This is a genomic window from Alicyclobacillus pomorum DSM 14955 (genome assembly GCF_000472905.1).
GTDB classification, from domain to species: Bacteria; Bacillota; Bacilli; order Alicyclobacillales; family Alicyclobacillaceae; genus Alicyclobacillus_A; species Alicyclobacillus_A pomorum.
On record NZ_AXAR01000003.1, the window covers coordinates 40,510 to 57,904 of the forward strand.

The window sequence follows — 17,395 nt, forward strand, 5'->3', positions numbered from 1 at the left end:
TCCAGCGGACACCCAAAACGGATGTCCGCTTTTCATTTGCAAAATCGTGAAGAGGGATAGGAGACAATGAGCAACACCTGGAAAAATTACATGCTCACCCTGATCAGCTTCTTGGTTGGCACGTCACAATTCGTCATCGTAGGTATTTTGGACAAAGTCGCTGCTTCCGTCGGCGTATCGGTATCGGCGGCGGGACAGCTAATCAGCGTATCCGCGCTTGCCAACGCAATCGGAACGCCCGTCGTCATGGTGGCGACGGCGAAGATGGACCGGCGAAAGCGATTGCTATTGGCTCTCGCCATCATATTACTAGGCATCGCTTCGACGGTCGCCTTTCCGGGCTTCGGCTTCCTGATGGCCTCGTACGTCGTACTCGGGGTGGGAACGGGCGTCTTCGTCGTCACCGCCTATGCCACCGCTGCGAATCTGGCGCCTCCCGGGCGGCAGGGGCGAGCGATGTCCAACGTCTCACTGGGCTTTAGTGCGTCCCAAGCCCTCGCTCTCGCGTTGCTGTCCATCGTCGCCCGGACGACCGTCGTCGCCATCCCGTGGCTCATGCTTTGGGCCATCGCTGCATGGACGTTCGGACCGACTCAGAACTTCAACTTACTCTCACTCGCTCCGGAAGCCTGCGGCATCGTGCTTAGTCTGAACAGCTCCTTCGTGCAGCTCGGCTTTGCCACAGGCGCCGCCATCGGGGGAATCGCCGTGGGTGGCTCGTCGATAACGGTCATCTGTTGGATCGGCGCCGCTGCGGTCGCCATCGCTCTCTTCATCGCGACCGTCTCCTTCGGGCTTACCCGTACGTTCTCAAAGCGCGTGGCGACGAAGTGACGGTAGTTGATAATGAACAGTTGTAATTCGACTGTTCATTAAATCAATATCTACAGCTAATAGATTGTTTTTAGTCTTCGAAATAACCCCGTCAGTCTCATCCATGTACAAAGTACATGTTTTTCGTCACAGGTGAAACACTGACCCTAGAAGTGGAATTTGTTCTGCAAAGGGGTCAGTTGGGACGTGATCTTTCAAATTGACAATCGGAATGATCCCGCGGCGTATGCCAAGGAGTTGAAATTCGGGAATCTGTTGCTGAAGCGAGCGAAGCGGGAATTAAGTCGTTTGGACTTACAGATCAAACAGGCTCATGAATACGGTACAGATAGTGCCGCCTTGCAGGTTCAGTTCGAACAACTTCAACAGTCCATAGCGGTGTTTGAACAAGAGTTAACGATGTTTGAATTGCAGTACGGAGATGGCATGGTGGACGCATCACAAGCGTAAGCGTCCACCTCCCAGCCTCTCTTCAGTTAAAGTGGTCATCGACTTTTTCAGTACCATCGATATTCTCGCTATTTTTCTCGGTATGAAGTTCCGTCACGGAAGCCTGCTCGTCGTGCGCTGGTTGATCCAATTGCCCGTCTGACTTCCAGGTAACGGTTGGTTGTTTCACCATACCAGCAGTGACTCCTCCCACTTGTTCGACCATATCCATCACACCAGCTGTACCTTTCACCATGCACCGGCGGATGGCCCTCCTTGCATCGGGTGAAAGCGCGAGAATGACTCCCGCTGCCATCAGCGCAATGCCAAGTGGCGAGGAGATGTTCATTTTTTTAAACACGTTCAGCCCCCCTGTATCGTTTACCGTATATATGTAAACCACCTTTTCAGATTCTATACATTTCCTTTACATTTACCCGCTGACCGCGTATGCAACGTGCACCAGATGCACATAGTAACCCTTATTCGTGTTCGTGCGTAAGTGAGAGGGGGTTGCCTATGGACGTGGAAATTACACATCAGTTGCCGGGGCGACTTCGGGTCATCGTCAAAGGACTACAAAACCAAGCCGTCCTTGCTTATCGTCTACAGGTGATGCTGAAACAAATCGACGGAATCAGGGACGTGCAGTGTAATCCGGATACAGGGCGTGCACTCATCTGTTTTGACGAACGCCGTCTGACTCCGGAGCGGGTGGTTCAAGCTATATGCTCCTGGACAGTGAAGGTTGCAGATACCGATGGTCGGGAAGCCGTTGCAGCCACCATTGAGGCCGATTTACAGCATGACCCGGCTGTGACAAAGGGCCAACAGGTCTCTCTGGCAAATCCCTATCTAGTACCAACGATTGCCTCGTCGGCTTTACTTGGTGGGCTATCGCTGAAACGGCTTTTCATGGGGCGCTCGGTACTCGCGACTTCTCCCGTGACGTTTTGGGCGAGCGCTGCCGTGTCGGTGGCGGCAGGCTATCCAGCTCTGCGGAGGGGTATGGAACATCTCATCCATCACCGCAAGGCATCACCTGACCTATGGATTGGACTCGGTACCCTCGCGATGGCAGCCGTTCGCGAAAACCTGGTTGCCTTATCTGTCATTACTGCGCTCAATTATGCCATGTATCGTCGTTACAACGTATTGTCTGCACCCGAGGACACGCACTTGCCCCCGGAGATTGAGCACCATAGCCGGCGACTGAGTCGTCTGAGCTTATGGCTGGCACCACTTTCGTTATTGCTTACGCGCAGTCCGTTACGAGCGATAGGTGTGGCGCTGGCGGCGAATCCGCGTCCCGTCATTTTGTCGCACAAGTACCGCTGGGCACAGGCGGAACGGGAAGCATATGAAAAGAATCTCCTTGTCTCCACACGGTGCGGGCTTTCGGCTTTGGCTTCGGCGAAGACGATTGTGTTGTCCGACGAGAACTTGATTCTCGGTAGTGAAGAAGAATGGCGCATTCAGCCCGTCAATGAAAAATTTGACGCTGGAAAAGCCACCGCCATCGCAGCATCCCTTGTTCAAAAATGTGACAATCACCCTTGGCGCTACGCCCTAGTACAAAGAGCACTCCGAGAGCAACGAACATTCCGTACTGCCTTTGACGTTGAATGTCAATCCGAGGGCATACGGGGCTCTATACAAGGGCACGAAATCCTTTTGGGGACACGTGAATTTATCAAGAAGTACGGCGTTGACACGACCCCCATCCTCATGGAAGAGCGCCGCATGCGCCGTCAAGGTTTTTTCACGCAAATCCTAGTGGTAGAGAGCCACCCGGTCGCCATCTTTGGATGTAAGCGAGACATCGATTCGGAATGGAAGCGTATGTTCGACGAGTGGCAGAAGTACGGGTACTCTGTACGGAGCTTGCAAAAAGATCCATATGCCACAACCTTGTTAGAGCCGATGACGATGGATCAGTTGTCAAACGAACTTGAAATGGGCAATACCACCATTGTCATTGGGGATGAAGGTCAACTTTCCACGGATCATCCCTGCTTCATCCCCATCTCTCCACAAGATGGGAAGCGGTTGTCGGAAACTTTAGCATTTTGTCGCGAAACAGGGCAGCGTTCACAGCGTGATGTCGCCATTGTGAAGGCATGGAACTTTGTTGGTGTAGGACTTGCTCTGGCTGCGCCTGTCACGGCACCTTTGATTGCCCTGACCGGTGATGTCGTTTCTATGTTCCTCATTGCGGCACAGGACTGGACAGGCCGTATTCGTGCCCGCATTCGTGAGAGACTTGATACATCCGATAAAACGGTTTGTCAGGATGGTTCTCGCGGTCGCCGTTCCGGTGGTGGTCATTCCGAGCCATTTCATGCGCTGGAAGTGTCTGAGTTGTTGGATAAACTCGGATCAAGCATCAGCGGCCTTACGAGTCAACAGGTCTCGGAACGCCTTCAGATGTGGGGAGCCAACGTGTTGGCATCCCCTGAGCCACCGAGTTCAGTCCGTATCTTTTTGAACCAGTTCAAAGACCTTTCGATGTTGATTTTGCTCGGTACCGCGGGTCTTTCGTTTGTCATGGGAGAGCGATTTAGCGCCTTGTGCATGGGCGGTATCCTCGTGGTTAACGCATTGGTTGCCACTTGGCAGGAACTGAGGTCCACGACTGTCATCCAGGCGTTAAAAATGGAAGACAATTCACAAACCAAAGTGATCCGGGATGGAACGGAACAGTTGGTGTCCACGAAAGAATTAGTTCCCGGAGATGTTGTGCTGCTCGAATCGGGAGACAAGGTGCCCGCTGACATTCGGGTCATGGAGGCGTGGAATCTTGAAGTAAACGAAGCCATGCTCACGGGTGAATCTGTCCCTGTGGTGAAGGATACCGTGTTGCTTCCCCTGGACACGCCGGCGGGGGATCGATCAAACTCACTGTTCATGGGTACTGTGGTCACACGCGGTCGTTGTAAGGGAGTTGTCGTTGCAACGGGCAAAGCCACGGAGATTGGGCAATTGGACTTGCTCATCAATGAACAGGAGGAAGAACCAACGTTCCTCCAACAGAGGGTCACACAAATTAGTAAACGCTTTGTGATTGGCGCCATCGTAGCAGCAAGTGTCGTCGCTGTTGCGGGGTTGTTGCGGGGGATACCGCCGGTGCAACTGCTCATTTCCTCCGTCACATTGGCAGCCTCGGCGATTCCGGAAGGTTTGCCGTTAACCATCACCGTGGCGCTCACCGCCGGCGTCTTGACGATGTCCAAGCGACGCGCGGTGATTAAAAAACTCGCCAATTTAGAATCGCTCGGAAGGGTTACGGTCATTTGTTGCGATAAAACCGGAACGTTAACGAAGAATGAAATGACGGTTAAAGAACTTGTGACCGTCAGGCACCGGATCCGTGTGACTGGAGACGCTCAAAGTGGGAAATTCTGTTTAAGTGATCAACCCGATGTGGCATTTCCGGTGCTCGACGATGCAGATACTCGGCAGTTGTTGACGATTGGGATGTTGTGTAACAACGCGCGTATTGGGGATGAAGGTACGGAACCAACGGGTGATCCGACGGAAGCCGCTTTGCTGACTGTGGCAGAAAAGGCGAACCTGCATCCAGAGATTTGGAAACGACAGCGGGAGATTCCATTCGATTCAGCGACGCGCAGCATGAGCGTCATTTGCGAAGAGGACCAACAGGCGCATGTCGTTTGCGAAGAGGGAGAGCGTTTACAAAGATGTACCATCTTTTCAAAAGGGGCGCCCGAGGAGATTTTACAAAAATGTACACATTACCTGGCTGAAGGCGAAGTTCGCCCGATGACGGAAGAGGTCAACCGACAGATCCGGGAAGAGAACTTGCGGATGGCAGATCAGGCACTCCGTGTCCTAGCGTGTGCGTATCGGAACGTGAATGATGACGAAGATCCATTGCAAGTCGTCGACAATGACCTCATTTACGTAGGGTTAATGGGCATGATGGACCCACCGAAGGAGGGAGTCGCTACTGGCATTCAGGAAGCACGGAAGCTTGGAATTAAACCCGTCATGATCACCGGTGACCACCCCTTCACGGCTCGTGCGATTGCTGCCGAAATCGGGATTTTTCAACCGGGAGACCGTATTTTGACGGGTATAGAATTGGACCAGTTGTCTCAGGAAGATTTGGATCGATTGATAGTTGACACGTCCATTTTTGCGCGAGTCTCTCCGGAGCACAAATTGCGCATTGTAGAGGCATTTCAGCGGATTGGCGAAGTCGTCGCCATGACGGGGGATGGAGTGAACGATGCACCAGCCATCCGCAAAGCGGATGTTGGCATTGCAATGGGATTGAAAGGAACGGATATCACGAGAGGGACTGCTGGAATTGTCCTCTTGGAAGATCACTTTCACTCAATTGTGGATGGCGTGAAAGGTGGGCGTGCGATTATTGGCAACATCCGAAAGGCCATGGGGTGTTTGCTGGCAGGGAATCTTGCAGAAGTCTTGGTGACAGCCGTGTCCATCATCGTTGGCTTGCCGATGCCGTTGATTCCGCTGCAAATCTTGCTGATGAACATCCTGACGGACGCCATACCTGCAATGGTTCTCGCGACAGGACCACAAAATGACATCCCGGAAAAGCCCTACAAGGATGTAATTGACCGAGAACTCTACAGGACGTTCGCGACGCGAGGGTGCGTCCTCGGGCTTGGGGCTGTCGCTGTCTTCGCAGCGGCACTGGCGGCTGGGATGCCACTACCTTTAGCCCAGACGATGACGTATGCATCGCTGGTCGTGGGACAATTGATGCAAACCGTCGCCTGGCGGAGGTATGGAACCGCAGGGAAGGGTTCCTTGAAGAAAGATAGAGTGTTACTCACGGCTACCATCGGTTCCTGGTTGGCTTTGGCTGCCACCATTTACGTCCCTGGGCTTAGAACCGTGTTTGCCACTGTACCACTTGGGATTCCGCATTGGGGCATGGTCTTCGCGGTGACCGGTACCTTGACGTGGATGGCACAACGGTGGATTGATTGGTTTTCAAATCGGGAACGTTCGATGTCGCCCATGTTGAGACCCACTTATTGCTCTTCCATGTAATCGGGCAAGGGAGGACGAATCAATGAACTGGAAGGCAGAGCAATGGGTAGCCAGCGTCGGACTGATGTTCGCCGCTTCCGTTCTGGTACCCAAACTGAAAACCGTCGCAAAACCGGCGATATCAGGAGGCTTCACGGGGGCATCCCTGGCAGGGAATGAAGTGCGAAAAAGATTTTCACTCGTCCGTGAAGAACTTGAGGATTTCATGGCGGAAGTTCAGTTTGAACGCTTTAAGAAACGAATTGACAGTGAAATGGAAGTGAAATGATTTCACAATGAACGAGCAGATTTCGGAACACTTGGAACAAGCACTGCGACATTTAAGTGAAGCGTTGAACATCAGTGTTCACGCTGTTTTACAAGACACCAAGCTGAAGGCTCCGATTGGTCGCTTATGGGAACAATTCCTGGGTCGATTTTTCGATGCCATTCGGACCAAGAGCCGAGAAAGCAAATTAAATATACTGTCTTGGATATCGTTTGCGAAGATGTGGAGAGGTTAAGCGAAATCAGATTGGTCTCACTACGGGGTGGGTACACTAACGAAAACGAAAGGGGGTGACCCTAATGTTTGAGCAGGTATGGAGAAACATGTTCGAAGGTGGATCGCTTTGGGCCGGTGTCATCAACGGTGGATTCGCGCAGTTGCAGGATACCATCGCGCTAACGAACGGGAAAATCAAGGCGGAAGATTACGCTGCGAATTCGACGAAGAACGTCTCCATGGCGATTGGAACCATGGCGGGCGTTGAATGTGGAGCCTTAGTCGGTACCGCCGTGATGCCCGGTTTTGGAACGATGATTGGCTCCATTGTAGGGGGCTATGTCGGAGACCGGCTGGGAACCTACGCAGGCCAACAAGTGGGGAATATCGCATTTAAGGGTTCAAATCCAGGCGGAGGAACTTCTCCTTCGGTATCCGTTTCACAGTAAAGAGCACCAAGAGGCTGTCCCAAAAGCCATCTTCAGATGGCCTTGGGGCAGCCTCTTTGAGTTTTCACGGGCCCGCAGACGGTAATCGCTCCTGGTAGCTGGAGGGAGGGGCGCCTGCGTGAATCTCATATTTTTTTACGAGAAGATAAATGTCTTCCGGACTCACATTCGGGCTTAATTTTGGGCCCCACTTCGCCGCTGAAAAGTACTGCACCACGAGTGAAGTGCATATCTTCTTATTTCGTTCCTCTGCTTGTACGAATCCCACCGGTAAATGAATCACATCATGCGTAACATACCGCAAAATGTCGTCCGTCACGAGCCACCAATCGTAGGGCTCACCCGCGAGGCGCTTCATGTAGTCAATCCCGGAATTCCGTTGTTGTGGTGGGATTGGTGGTCGAAACACATCACACTGTTCATCGTTTACCGGTTCAATGGTGACGACTTTACCGTTTGCTTCAATCTTGGATTGCTTGTCCAATGCAATCGCCACGTGATAATACTCGCGAACATGCGGGCCATCTTTTAGCCGCTGAATAAATTTGATGGATTCCGTTTTCCTGTTGCGGAGTTTCCGATAGAGAAGAATATCACCGGGTTCTACGATTTGGTTGCCTTCTGTTTTCTGATTCCCGATATACTTGCCGTAGGTGTATGTATCTCCCCCCTGAAGTGGTCCGTTTTTTTCCTCTCGTCCTCCGGAGATGCTCAAGACAAATATGGAAGAAACAATGACCATCCCCGTTATGTAAAGCTTTAGGATGAACGTGGGCTTGTGCACACGAGTCACGACGACGAGAGTCAAAACGGCGAGCGTAATCATAAACGACATAAAGCCATCGCCCCGTTTGCCATAAGAAATCTCGTCTTCACGGTGACCATAATGCCCTTCAATTATTCATCCTGAAAACAGCCCATCTCGATGCTGAATACTCCGAACGAGGAAGACCGTCCGAGTCTCTACTTCTCGTTGAGGATGTAACGCAGAATTCGCGGTGTGACGTTCCACTTCTTGCTCAACAGCTGCCTGTTTCCATCCGTCTCGGCGAGCCCTTTTTCAATCACTTTCTTCCCAACGGCGGACTCTAATTTCTTCATTTTCTTCATCAAGTCCACAAAATCGAGGTCGTCAATGGACTCTATGCAGTTCACGACGTTTTCAACAAACTGTTGTATCTGTCGCTCAAGGCGCGCTTCCAGGCTGGACGAAGACGGTGACTCTTCGGATGGGTGAACAGGTCTGGTCGTGATCCAGCGAGGAAGGTGTTCTTCTCGGATCATTTTGCAGTCGTGAATGGCAATCGTTTGATTGAGCGCGTTGAGAAGCTGTCGTACGTTTCCTGGCCACTCGAACGCCTTCAACGCCTCGATGGCTTGGTCGTCAATGTCCACGTGGAATTTCGTGTTCACATAATAGCGGGCAATCCAAGGTATATCGTCGGGGCGATCTCGCAATGCAGGGATGGTCAACTTAACCCCTTCCAAACGATATAGCAGATCCGCACGAAACCGATTGGCTTCAATTTCTAACTCCAGATTCCGATTCGTAGCGGCAATCACGCGAATGTTCGTTTTTATGGGGGCCTCACCGCCCACCCTGATGAATTCTCCGGTTTCCAGAACGCGAAGGAGCTTCACTTGGATGGGTAACGGAGCCTCTCCGATTTCATCAAGAAACAGCGTGCCGTTGTTGGCCAATTCGAAGAATCCTCTACGCGGTTTCACCGCTCCCGTAAAGGCTCCCTTTTCATGCCCAAACAGTTCGCTTTCCAACAGGGATTCCGAAATGGCACCACAGTTTATGCCCACGAAAGGGCACGTCGAGCGCATGCTCAATCCATGAATGAACCGAGCCATGAGTTCCTTACCCGTGCCGGTCTCGCCTTCGATGAGGATGTTAAGGGATTTGCCTGCCACCTTGCTTGCGATGGCGAGGAGATTCTTGATGGGACTGTTTGGAGAGCAGATGATTCCGTAGTGGGCCGCCTGATTACACAGGCTATCCTCATTTGTGGAATCGCGACTCAGAAGGGAATCCACGAGTGCTTCCAATTGAGTAATATCGTCAAATGGCTTTTCGAGATAATCTTTGGCGCCTGCTTGAATCGCCGCGACGGCCGTTTTGACGGTACTATATCCCGTCATCACGATGACTTCACACGCCGCTCGTTGCTTTTTGATTCTGGACAGTAATTCCAATCCGCTCGCATCAGGCAGTTTTAAATCCACCAAAGCCAGGTCGAACGGGACCTGTTGTGAGAGCAGGCGGTCCACTTCGACTGCATCGTTGGCGATGTATACCTCGCAATCCCTGCCGGCTAAGAGGTGTTTGAAAAACGTAGTGACTTCCTTTTCATCATCCACGACAAGGACCTTTTTTGCAGTCATTCACAACACCTCACATCGAGCTTTCGGAAGAGTCAGCGTAAATTTGCTGAACTCGCCTTCTTTACTCTCCACCAGCAACTTGCCACCGTGCGTTTCGGCGATGCCATGGCTGACGGAGAGTCCGAGCCCTGTGCCTTTGAATTTTTCTTTGGTCGTGAAAAATGGATTGAAAATTTGGGGTAAATGCTCTTCCTTGATCCCCGTTCCGTTGTCCAAAACAGAAACGTACACGTAGCCCACGGCGTCCGTATCCACTGTACCGGTCTCCACCGTAATACGGGCGTCCTCCCTCTCTTGCGTGGCATCTCTCGCGTTGAGCAGCAGATTGATCAACACCTGTTCAATTTGGTGACGGCTGCCCTCAAAACGAGGGACATCATCGCTCAATCGAGTTTGAACGGTAATTCCGGACACCTGTAGTTGATACCCTATCAAACCCAACACATCTTCCACTACATCGTTCAGACTCAGGGTTTCGTACTGATACTCGTCTTGTCTGGAGAACGTCAGTAAGTTTTGGATGATCTTTTTGCATCGAAGTCCACACTGGAAAATATCATTCAGCATTTGATTTGCCGGCTCGTCCCGGATAGCTCTCAGGAGCAACTGAACATTGCCGAGAATAGCGGTGAGAGGGCTATTTAACTCATGAGCGACCCCTGCCGCCATCTCACCGACTGCCGCGAGTTTCGCAGAGTGAATGAGTTGAGCCTCCAAGTTGACCTTCTTACTCAGGTCCTTAAATAAGAAGATGTTTTCAATCGCAACGCTGACATAATCGGCGATGCCTTGAAAAAAGTGGTTCTCCTCATCCGAGTACTCAACCGGGGAATGATTCAGGAATGTCAAGAATCCAAACACCTGGTTCATTTGATTGGTTAAAGCGACGGATGTGTGGTGGGTTCGGGGCATATACCGGGAAAGAATTCCGTGAATTTGCTCCGCGTCCATGGCTTGACCCGCGACAGCAGTTCCTGTTTTCGCCTGACAATTCCACTTGTCGCTTTCAAACCAGCAAATATAGCTGAACACCGTGGCTCCTTCCATCAAGGACAGCACGAAAAAATCAAACCGGAACGCCTGATGCAATTGCCCTGCGAGATACTTGCTGATCTCCTCCCAGGATTTGTTCACCTGAATCTTGGTCAGTTGATTGAGGATCCTCAGTTGGTTGCTCTTCTTTTTCATCTGTTCCATTGCGAGGGTCAACTCGGCGTAGTAGCTCAAACGAGAAGATTGAATGCCGGTTAACTTTTCGATGATTTCCTGCTTTTGGTTCACCACAGGTCACACCTCCTTACAGCGCCTGACGGAGGAGCGTGGACACGTCTTCAGCCGACATGTCTCGGGGATTGGTGAACATGCATACATCCTGTACCGCGTTCCGGCTGAGCATTGGAATTTGCTCGTCGTTCAGTCCCAGATTGGACAAGGATGTCGGGATGTCCAAATCTCTGGCCAACTCTCGAACGGCCTGAATGGCCAGCTTAGAAGCGCGATGCGGGCTCACATCGACGACCTGTTCACCCAGGGCTTCGGCAATGTCTTTGTATTTTTCGGGGCAGGCAATGTAGTTGTACTGCATGACATAAGGAAGCAAGATGGCATTGACTTCACCGTGGGGGGTGTCGAGCAATCCTCCGAGTTGGTGCGAGATGGCATGCACTGCGCCAAGAATCGCGTTCGAAAATGCAATGCCTGCCTGCAGACTGGCCATGGCCATCGCCTCTTTGGCTTCTCGATTGGATTGGCTTGCCGTAGAGGGCCTGAGATATTGTGCCACCAGCCGCGCGGCCTGCAGCGAGTACACTTCGGTTAGAGGCGTTGCGGCTACCGAAACATAGGATTCAATGGCGTGTGTTAGAACGTCCATCCCTGTATTGGCTGTCAATCGGCTGTCCTTCGTCGTCAAGGTGTCGGGATCCACAATGGCGATGTCCGGGATTAACGACTTCGACACAATGGTCATTTTTACTTTGCGGTGTGTATCCACGATGATGGAAAACTGGGATACTTCCGATCCAGATCCCGCCGTGGTAGGAATCATCACCATGGGGGGGAGAGGACGTGTAATTTTGTCAACGCCTTCATATTGATGAATGGTACCACGGTTTGTCGCTAGGAGGGCGATTGCCTTCGCTGCGTCGATGGCGCTCCCGCCACCAATGCCAAGCACGGCGTTGCAATGGGCCGACAAGTACTCCTCCACGCCGGCGTGCACTTCAAAGTCCTTGGGATTCGGAGATGTATTCGTCCACAAATGATAGTCCAGGCGATTTTGCTTCAAATAGTGGATGACCTTGTCCGCCCACCCGTGTTGAACGACCCCGGTATCACTGCCGATGAAGACCTTCTTGGCCCCAAGTCTCAACAGACTTTCTCCAACCTGAGAAATGGAACCGACTCCAAAGATGATTTCCGGCGCCATGAATTTTGTAATCCGCATTTTCTTTCCTCCGTATTTGGGGTCTGCCCTAGCGGATACCTCAGACCCAGATGACGAAAAAACGTCCGCGTTGCCGATTTTTCGTCGAATGAGCCGAAATTTCGTCCCACAATCAGTGCTGTCTCGGGAGTATACTATGATTTTTCCGAGATTTCAAATGGGTTTATGATTGGCATCATTATTGCTAATTCATTAGTTGCGTGAAAAACGAAACACACATTGTCAGGAGGCGTTGTGCATGAAGGCTGCAGTTGTCAATGCGTTTCATCAGAAACTCGAGATCAAAGAGGTTCCGGTTCCAGAGATTGACCATGGTGAAGTACTGGTGAAGATTAAAGCCTGTGGCGTATGTCACACGGATCTCCATGCGGCTCACGGGGACTGGCCCGTCAAACCGAAACTCCCGCTCATTCCCGGTCATGAAGGCGTCGGCACGGTCGTCAAGGTGGGCGACGGGGTCAAGTCTTTGAAAGTGGGAGACAGGGTCGGAATCCCTTGGTTGTATTCCGCCTGCGGCGAATGTGAGTATTGTCTCACCGGTAACGAAACGCTTTGCAAGGATCAGTTGAATGCCGGCTACTCCGTGGACGGCGGCTACGCAGAGTATTGCAAGGCACCTGCCGCCTACGTGGCGAAGGTACCGGATTCATTGTCGTTTGAAGAAGCAGCCCCCATCTTTTGCGCGGGAGTTACCACGTATAAGGCGCTGAAAGTGACGAATGCCAAACCTGGAGAATGGGTGGCTATCTACGGTATTGGCGGATTGGGCCACGTCGCTCTGCAATACGCCAGGGCCATGGGACTCAACGTGATTGCCGTGGATATTCAGGACGAAAAATTGAATCTCGCAAAAGAGCTGGGAGCCGATTTGACGGTGAACAGCAGCCGGGTGGACCCCGTTGAAGAAATCGAACGCTTGGTCGGCGGTGCGCATGCCGCGGTCAGCGTTGCCGTGACGCCAAAAGCCTTCGAACAGGCGTACCGTTCGATTCGGCGTGGCGGAACACTGGTGGTCGTAGGACTCCCGACCGGAGAAATCCCCATTCCGATTTTCGACACGGTGCTCAATGGAGTGACCGTGAAGGGGTCCATCGTGGGAACGCGTAAAGACCTTCAAGAAGCGCTGGAATTCGCAGCCCGTGGCAAAGTAAAGACCATCATCGAGACGCAGCCCCTGGACAACATCAATGATGTGTTCGACCGCATGACGAAAGGTCAAATCAACGGACGCGTCGTGCTGACTCTGGAGTAAATTCGCTCGAGGTAGTGGGGCGATATAGCAAGACTGGCGTGAGGTGGCTCTCTTTCGGGAGCCACCTCACGTAGTCTAGACTTCCGGCGGGGATTGGCGGCTCAAACCGACATTCCATAGACTGCTGATGAAGTTCGGTATACATTGACCCGCATCGGGAAATATAACCTTAACATAGCGATTTGGAGCGGCAATCAGAGTAAGACGGTGGTCAAACGATGCCAGTGACGGATATTCACGGGGTTCAGATGTATTACGAGACTGCGGGACAAGGAACGCCAATCATTTTCATTCACCCACCAGTACTCAGCAGCATCAGTTTTGCCCATCAATTGGATGGGCTATCATCGCATTTTCAGACCATCAGATTTGATATTCGGGGACATGGAAGAAGCCATTCATCACCGAAACCTCTCACATATTCCTTGATTGTGGACGACATGAAACGGCTGCTTGACTTCCTCAACATCGAAAAAGCATACCTGTGTGGTTATTCAACCGGCGGTTCCGTTGTACTCGAGTTTTTATTAACGTATCCTGAAAAAGCATTTGGTGGGATTGTCATTGGAGGTATGTCAGAGGTACACGATTTGCGTTTAGCTTCTCGCATTCGATTGGGCATTGCTCTGGCTAAAATGAAGGCGATGCGGCCTCTTGCACTGTCTTTAGCCTGGAGTAATTCAGATTCAAAACAGTTGCTATGGAAAACATATGAAGATGCGATACATGGTAGCCCTCAAAATGTGGAGCAGTACTATCGGTGTAGCTTGAACTACAATTGCACAGAGGGGCTATCGGCCATTCATTTGCCTGTTTTACTTGTCTACGGAGCCAAGGATAAGGGATTTCATTCGTATGGACGCCTTCTATATGAACGCTTACCCCATAGTGAGCTGTCGTTCATACCGCATGTGAAGCATCAAATTCCAACCAAAGCGAGTGACGAATTAAATGACCGCATAACACGGTTCATTCAGACACACACGAACACAGAATGATGACCGCGACGCATACCGCAATGTCCCACACGATTGATTTCATCTACGCCTACACTTTCTGAATCCATTTCTGATTGAGTTTGTCTTGCACGCCTTTGTATATAATACGCTCTGAATCCGCTTGAGACAGGGGGTATCCAATTGATGGTCCGGTTCACACGGGGCCAAGTCATGGAATATACCTATGTTTTGCTGGCTTTCTTCATTGGTGATTCGTTATTTGTTGAGAGTTATGAGCCGAATCAAAAAAACGGAAGCTTGAGGGACTACATCCACAGCATAGTTTGGAGGTCATGTGACGCACTGGTTCGGGCGGCGGCGAGAATCAAACATGTAGAACAGGGAGACTCACAGTACATTTTTTGTGTTGCCAAGCACAGATATCTAGGACGTCCGTTTTCAGTCGACGGGGTCTGTGTGCGCCGATTTGATCCTGTCATCGAAATTCACATGAACAATAAATTCTTAGCTCAAATCCTGCTTGAAGAGGACTCCGTGGTGAGCCTAGCAGCCAGACTCATCAAGGAGGCAAAACGGTCTTTGCCCGCTCTTGCGCATTGCGTAGCTTCTCAAAAGTTTCAAAAGGCAAAAATCGTGTATGGTACAACGTTCATCCACCGGGGTGTACAACGGTTTGGCTTTAGCACCTATCCCATTCATAGCCCGACGGCACGTCGTTTCTTAGCCTGGTATTTACGAAACATTTTGCGTGTCTCGAATCCCAGCGCATATGTTTGGGCTAAAGCACACCCAGATATATTCACTCCCAAAATTGTTGCGATTTCGAAGCAGCGACTGATCCAATCATATGGAGAAAACCGTGCTGCAGAAAATGCAAACAGTGGCTGAAGTGTCATCTTGCGAATGGAGATGAGTACATGAATGGGTAGGGGATACGGGGGAGACCGTATTCCCTACTTGAGATGACCGAACAGCGTAACACTTGAAAAATGATGACTTTGTGATTATTGGATTTCGTTTCCTGTTCGTCCGCTGTATGAATGGCTGTGCGGAATCCTCCCATCCACAGTGGTTACGCCTTCAAAGAAATGATAGTGTCCTCCCCCGGGTAAAGGAATCGCGGGTCCTGTTCTGCCGCTGATTCGATGCGTATGCCCATCGTTTAAGGAGGTTATGGTCGAGTATGCATGAGTGTGTGGGACCCCGCTTGGTGCTGGCATCGAAACTCCAGCATAGCTGTGGCGATGGCCCACATCTAACGAAGTGACACCGGAAAATCCGTGCGTATGAAGTTGTCTTCCGTCCCAAGTCATTAAATACAGTTCGTGAGCGTGTGTCCCGTTTTCCTCAGCGTCGGGGGACTCATAGACAATCCCGAATACCTTCTGTTCCTCTTCCATGCCACGGTCTCCTTCAGGTCCTGTTCTGCGCCTGGGGGACGCCGCGCTCAGACATGAGTTCTACCACAAATGCCCGGTGGCCTAACGAATCGTTGCACAGCCAACGAGCATGCTTCCGGCACAGCCCTGTTCACCCCATCACGTATTACCAAAGTAGTTCGCGAGCCATATCGGAGGAAACGGACAGGTGCACAGATGATTGTTGTGTAGACAACAAAGTAACGGGATATGCGGCGGATTCTAGAAAGGCGAGGCATTAAACAAGTGGTAAATGGGTGATTCGGGCGACGTCTGGGTCCCACGCAACGAGGTCTTCGCGAGTCAGGTCGCGAATCGACGTTTTCCCAAGAGCACGAATCCCTGTTTCCAGTTCCAAGGAACTGCTTTTCAAGAAATGAGCCAAACTTTGGGCCCCTTTTTGTACATCATACTTGCTCCGGGACACTCCATCCGCCCACGCAATTTGCGTTGGAGGCTGAAACGGCAACGTTTCAACCAGTTGTGCATGCGTGGCTGCAAAGAGTGCCGCTGAGCCTAGGTAGACCGCATTGGCGCCCAGTGCTAACGCCTTTAAGATGTCACCTGGCGTACGGATGCCACCAGATATGACTAAATCCACGTCTTTACCATAGCCGTTCTCTTTGAGAAACCGAACGGCTCTGCAAAGGGCTGACAATGTTGGCAAACCAAAGTCATCGGTCAAAATGGCTGGAGAGCTATGCGTTCCGCCTTGTGCGCCGTCGATGACAATGACATCGACGCCTGCCTTTAAAGCGATTTCCAGCTCGAATTCCAAGTAGTGGCTGGCTGCCAATTTCAGCGCAATCGGAACGCCATGACTCATGAAACGCAATGTCTCGACGAGGCGTTTCAGATGGCGAGCTCTATGAATTCCCGGGATGCCAGCAGGAATATACACGAATTCGTCTATATCACGTGAAGAGAGTCCCATATCGTCCAACACTTCTGGGGGAAGTGTTGCTGTCGGAATCAAGTGCCCATTGCCACCATTGGCGCCCTGCCCGAAACGAATTTCTACCATATCCGCTTGTTTTATGACATCCTCCTTTGGGCTCCATGGCGCTGCATGATATTGGATGATCATCCGATGCGCGAACTCCCGGTGTTCCGAGAGGACCGGACCTTCCCCCGTATTGAACGCGGTACCAACTAAGGCTGTGCCTTTCGCAAGGGCGAAACTAAAGGGCTTACTTAATGCGATTCCATACCCCATCGCTGAAACCATCATTGGCATGGTGAGAACTAAAGGACGTTTCGACTTCTTTCCCAGCACTGTTTTCAGATCCACGTGTTTGAATTCCTCGACTGGACGACGGTGTAATTGAACTGGATTCAGGAGAAGACCGTCGAAATGCGGAAAGGGACGATGCGTGCCTATCGGTTTTGGAAGCGCCTCCGCTTTTGTAGAGCGGAGTTCATTTTCCATCATCCACTGGATTCCCATGTGCCGAATGCCAGTGATCCCTTCCCATAAGTTTTTACCGTAGGGCTCGGTTACGAGGCGCTTCATCATCGCGTCAAACTGTCGGTGAAGATACCGACGCATGATATGAGTCAAGAGGAGCAACATCATGATTGCAAGTAGCAGGATTTCCAATCCGATGCAAAACACCATACGGTAGGTAGACAAGTCCGTTTTCCCTCACTAAACTGCCATTGCCCAGAATGTAAATTCACGTTC

Annotated in this window: 15 protein-coding genes; 8 read left to right on the forward strand and 7 right to left on the reverse strand. The window is 51.3% G+C overall.

Going from position 1 to position 17,395, the window contains the following annotated elements:
- Positions 1–66 precede the first annotated feature (66 nt).
- On the forward strand, positions 67–834 hold the full coding sequence (locus tag YWK_RS0103885; protein ID WP_026963767.1) for an MFS transporter: 768 nt from the start codon (positions 67–69) through the stop codon (positions 832–834).
- A 186-nt stretch (positions 835–1,020) separates the two neighbouring features.
- Positions 1,021–1,284 (forward strand): hypothetical protein, encoded by a 264-nt coding sequence (locus tag YWK_RS0103890; protein WP_026963768.1) that lies wholly within the window; start codon positions 1,021–1,023, stop codon positions 1,282–1,284.
- A 22-nt stretch (positions 1,285–1,306) separates the two neighbouring features.
- Here YWK_RS0103890 and YWK_RS18205 read toward each other — a convergent pair whose 3' ends face one another.
- A complete protein-coding gene (locus YWK_RS18205; RefSeq protein ID WP_035465958.1) occupies positions 1,307–1,624 on the reverse strand; it encodes a hypothetical protein in 318 nt (105 codons plus the stop codon).
- A gap of 158 nt (positions 1,625–1,782) precedes the next feature.
- Here YWK_RS18205 and YWK_RS18210 point away from each other — a divergent pair, with 158 nt between their 5' ends.
- The 3 genes from YWK_RS18210 (at position 1,783) to YWK_RS18220 (ending at position 7,245) form a co-directional block, all read left to right on the forward strand.
- Positions 1,783–6,312 (forward strand): cation-translocating P-type ATPase, encoded by a 4,530-nt coding sequence (locus YWK_RS18210; protein ID WP_051375090.1) that lies wholly within the window; start codon positions 1,783–1,785, stop codon positions 6,310–6,312.
- 22 nt (positions 6,313–6,334) lie between these two features.
- A complete protein-coding gene (locus tag YWK_RS18215; protein WP_051375092.1) occupies positions 6,335–6,580 on the forward strand; it encodes a hypothetical protein in 246 nt (81 codons plus the stop codon).
- 299 nt (positions 6,581–6,879) lie between these two features.
- Positions 6,880–7,245, forward strand: coding sequence for a glycine zipper domain-containing protein (locus YWK_RS18220; protein ID WP_211231375.1), 366 nt, complete (start codon positions 6,880–6,882; stop codon positions 7,243–7,245).
- A 64-nt stretch (positions 7,246–7,309) separates the two neighbouring features.
- Here the strand turns inward: YWK_RS18220 and YWK_RS0103920 are convergent, their stop codons facing one another.
- From YWK_RS0103920 to YWK_RS0103935, 4 genes are all read right to left on the reverse strand, one after another.
- Positions 7,310–8,080, reverse strand: a complete 771-nt coding sequence (locus YWK_RS0103920; protein WP_026963770.1) for a hypothetical protein — start codon at positions 8,078–8,080, stop codon at positions 7,310–7,312.
- A gap of 128 nt (positions 8,081–8,208) precedes the next feature.
- Entirely contained in the window at positions 8,209–9,636 is a 1,428-nt protein-coding gene (locus YWK_RS0103925) for a sigma-54-dependent transcriptional regulator (RefSeq protein ID WP_026963771.1), read from the reverse strand.
- Positions 9,637–10,920 carry a sensor histidine kinase gene (locus YWK_RS0103930; protein ID WP_342664231.1) on the reverse strand — a complete coding sequence of 428 codons (1,284 nt, stop codon included), beginning with the start codon at positions 10,918–10,920 and terminating at the stop codon, positions 9,637–9,639.
- A 13-nt stretch (positions 10,921–10,933) separates the two neighbouring features.
- Positions 10,934–12,082, reverse strand: a complete 1,149-nt coding sequence (locus YWK_RS0103935) for an iron-containing alcohol dehydrogenase (protein WP_026963773.1) — start codon at positions 12,080–12,082, stop codon at positions 10,934–10,936.
- Between the two features lie 238 nt (positions 12,083–12,320).
- On the opposite strand from YWK_RS0103935, the gene adhP reads away from it, so the two are divergent.
- From adhP to YWK_RS18225, 3 genes are all read left to right on the forward strand, one after another.
- Positions 12,321–13,334 (forward strand): alcohol dehydrogenase AdhP, encoded by a 1,014-nt coding sequence (gene adhP, locus YWK_RS0103940; protein ID WP_026963774.1) that lies wholly within the window; start codon positions 12,321–12,323, stop codon positions 13,332–13,334.
- A gap of 218 nt (positions 13,335–13,552) precedes the next feature.
- Positions 13,553–14,332, forward strand: a complete 780-nt coding sequence (locus YWK_RS0103945; protein ID WP_026963775.1) for an alpha/beta fold hydrolase — start codon at positions 13,553–13,555, stop codon at positions 14,330–14,332.
- 171 nt (positions 14,333–14,503) lie between these two features.
- A complete protein-coding gene (locus YWK_RS18225) occupies positions 14,504–15,181 on the forward strand; it encodes a YkoP family protein (RefSeq protein ID WP_156909028.1) in 678 nt (225 codons plus the stop codon).
- A gap of 116 nt (positions 15,182–15,297) precedes the next feature.
- Here YWK_RS18225 and YWK_RS0103955 read toward each other — a convergent pair whose 3' ends face one another.
- Together YWK_RS0103955 and YWK_RS0103960 are read right to left on the reverse strand one after the other, a co-directional pair.
- Positions 15,298–15,693 (reverse strand): YmaF family protein, encoded by a 396-nt coding sequence (locus tag YWK_RS0103955; protein WP_035465960.1) that lies wholly within the window; start codon positions 15,691–15,693, stop codon positions 15,298–15,300.
- Positions 15,694–15,949: 256 nt separating this feature from the next.
- Positions 15,950–17,344 carry an FMN-binding glutamate synthase family protein gene (locus YWK_RS0103960; RefSeq protein WP_245578507.1) on the reverse strand — a complete coding sequence of 465 codons (1,395 nt, stop codon included), beginning with the start codon at positions 17,342–17,344 and terminating at the stop codon, positions 15,950–15,952.
- Positions 17,345–17,395: the final 51 nt, after the last annotated feature.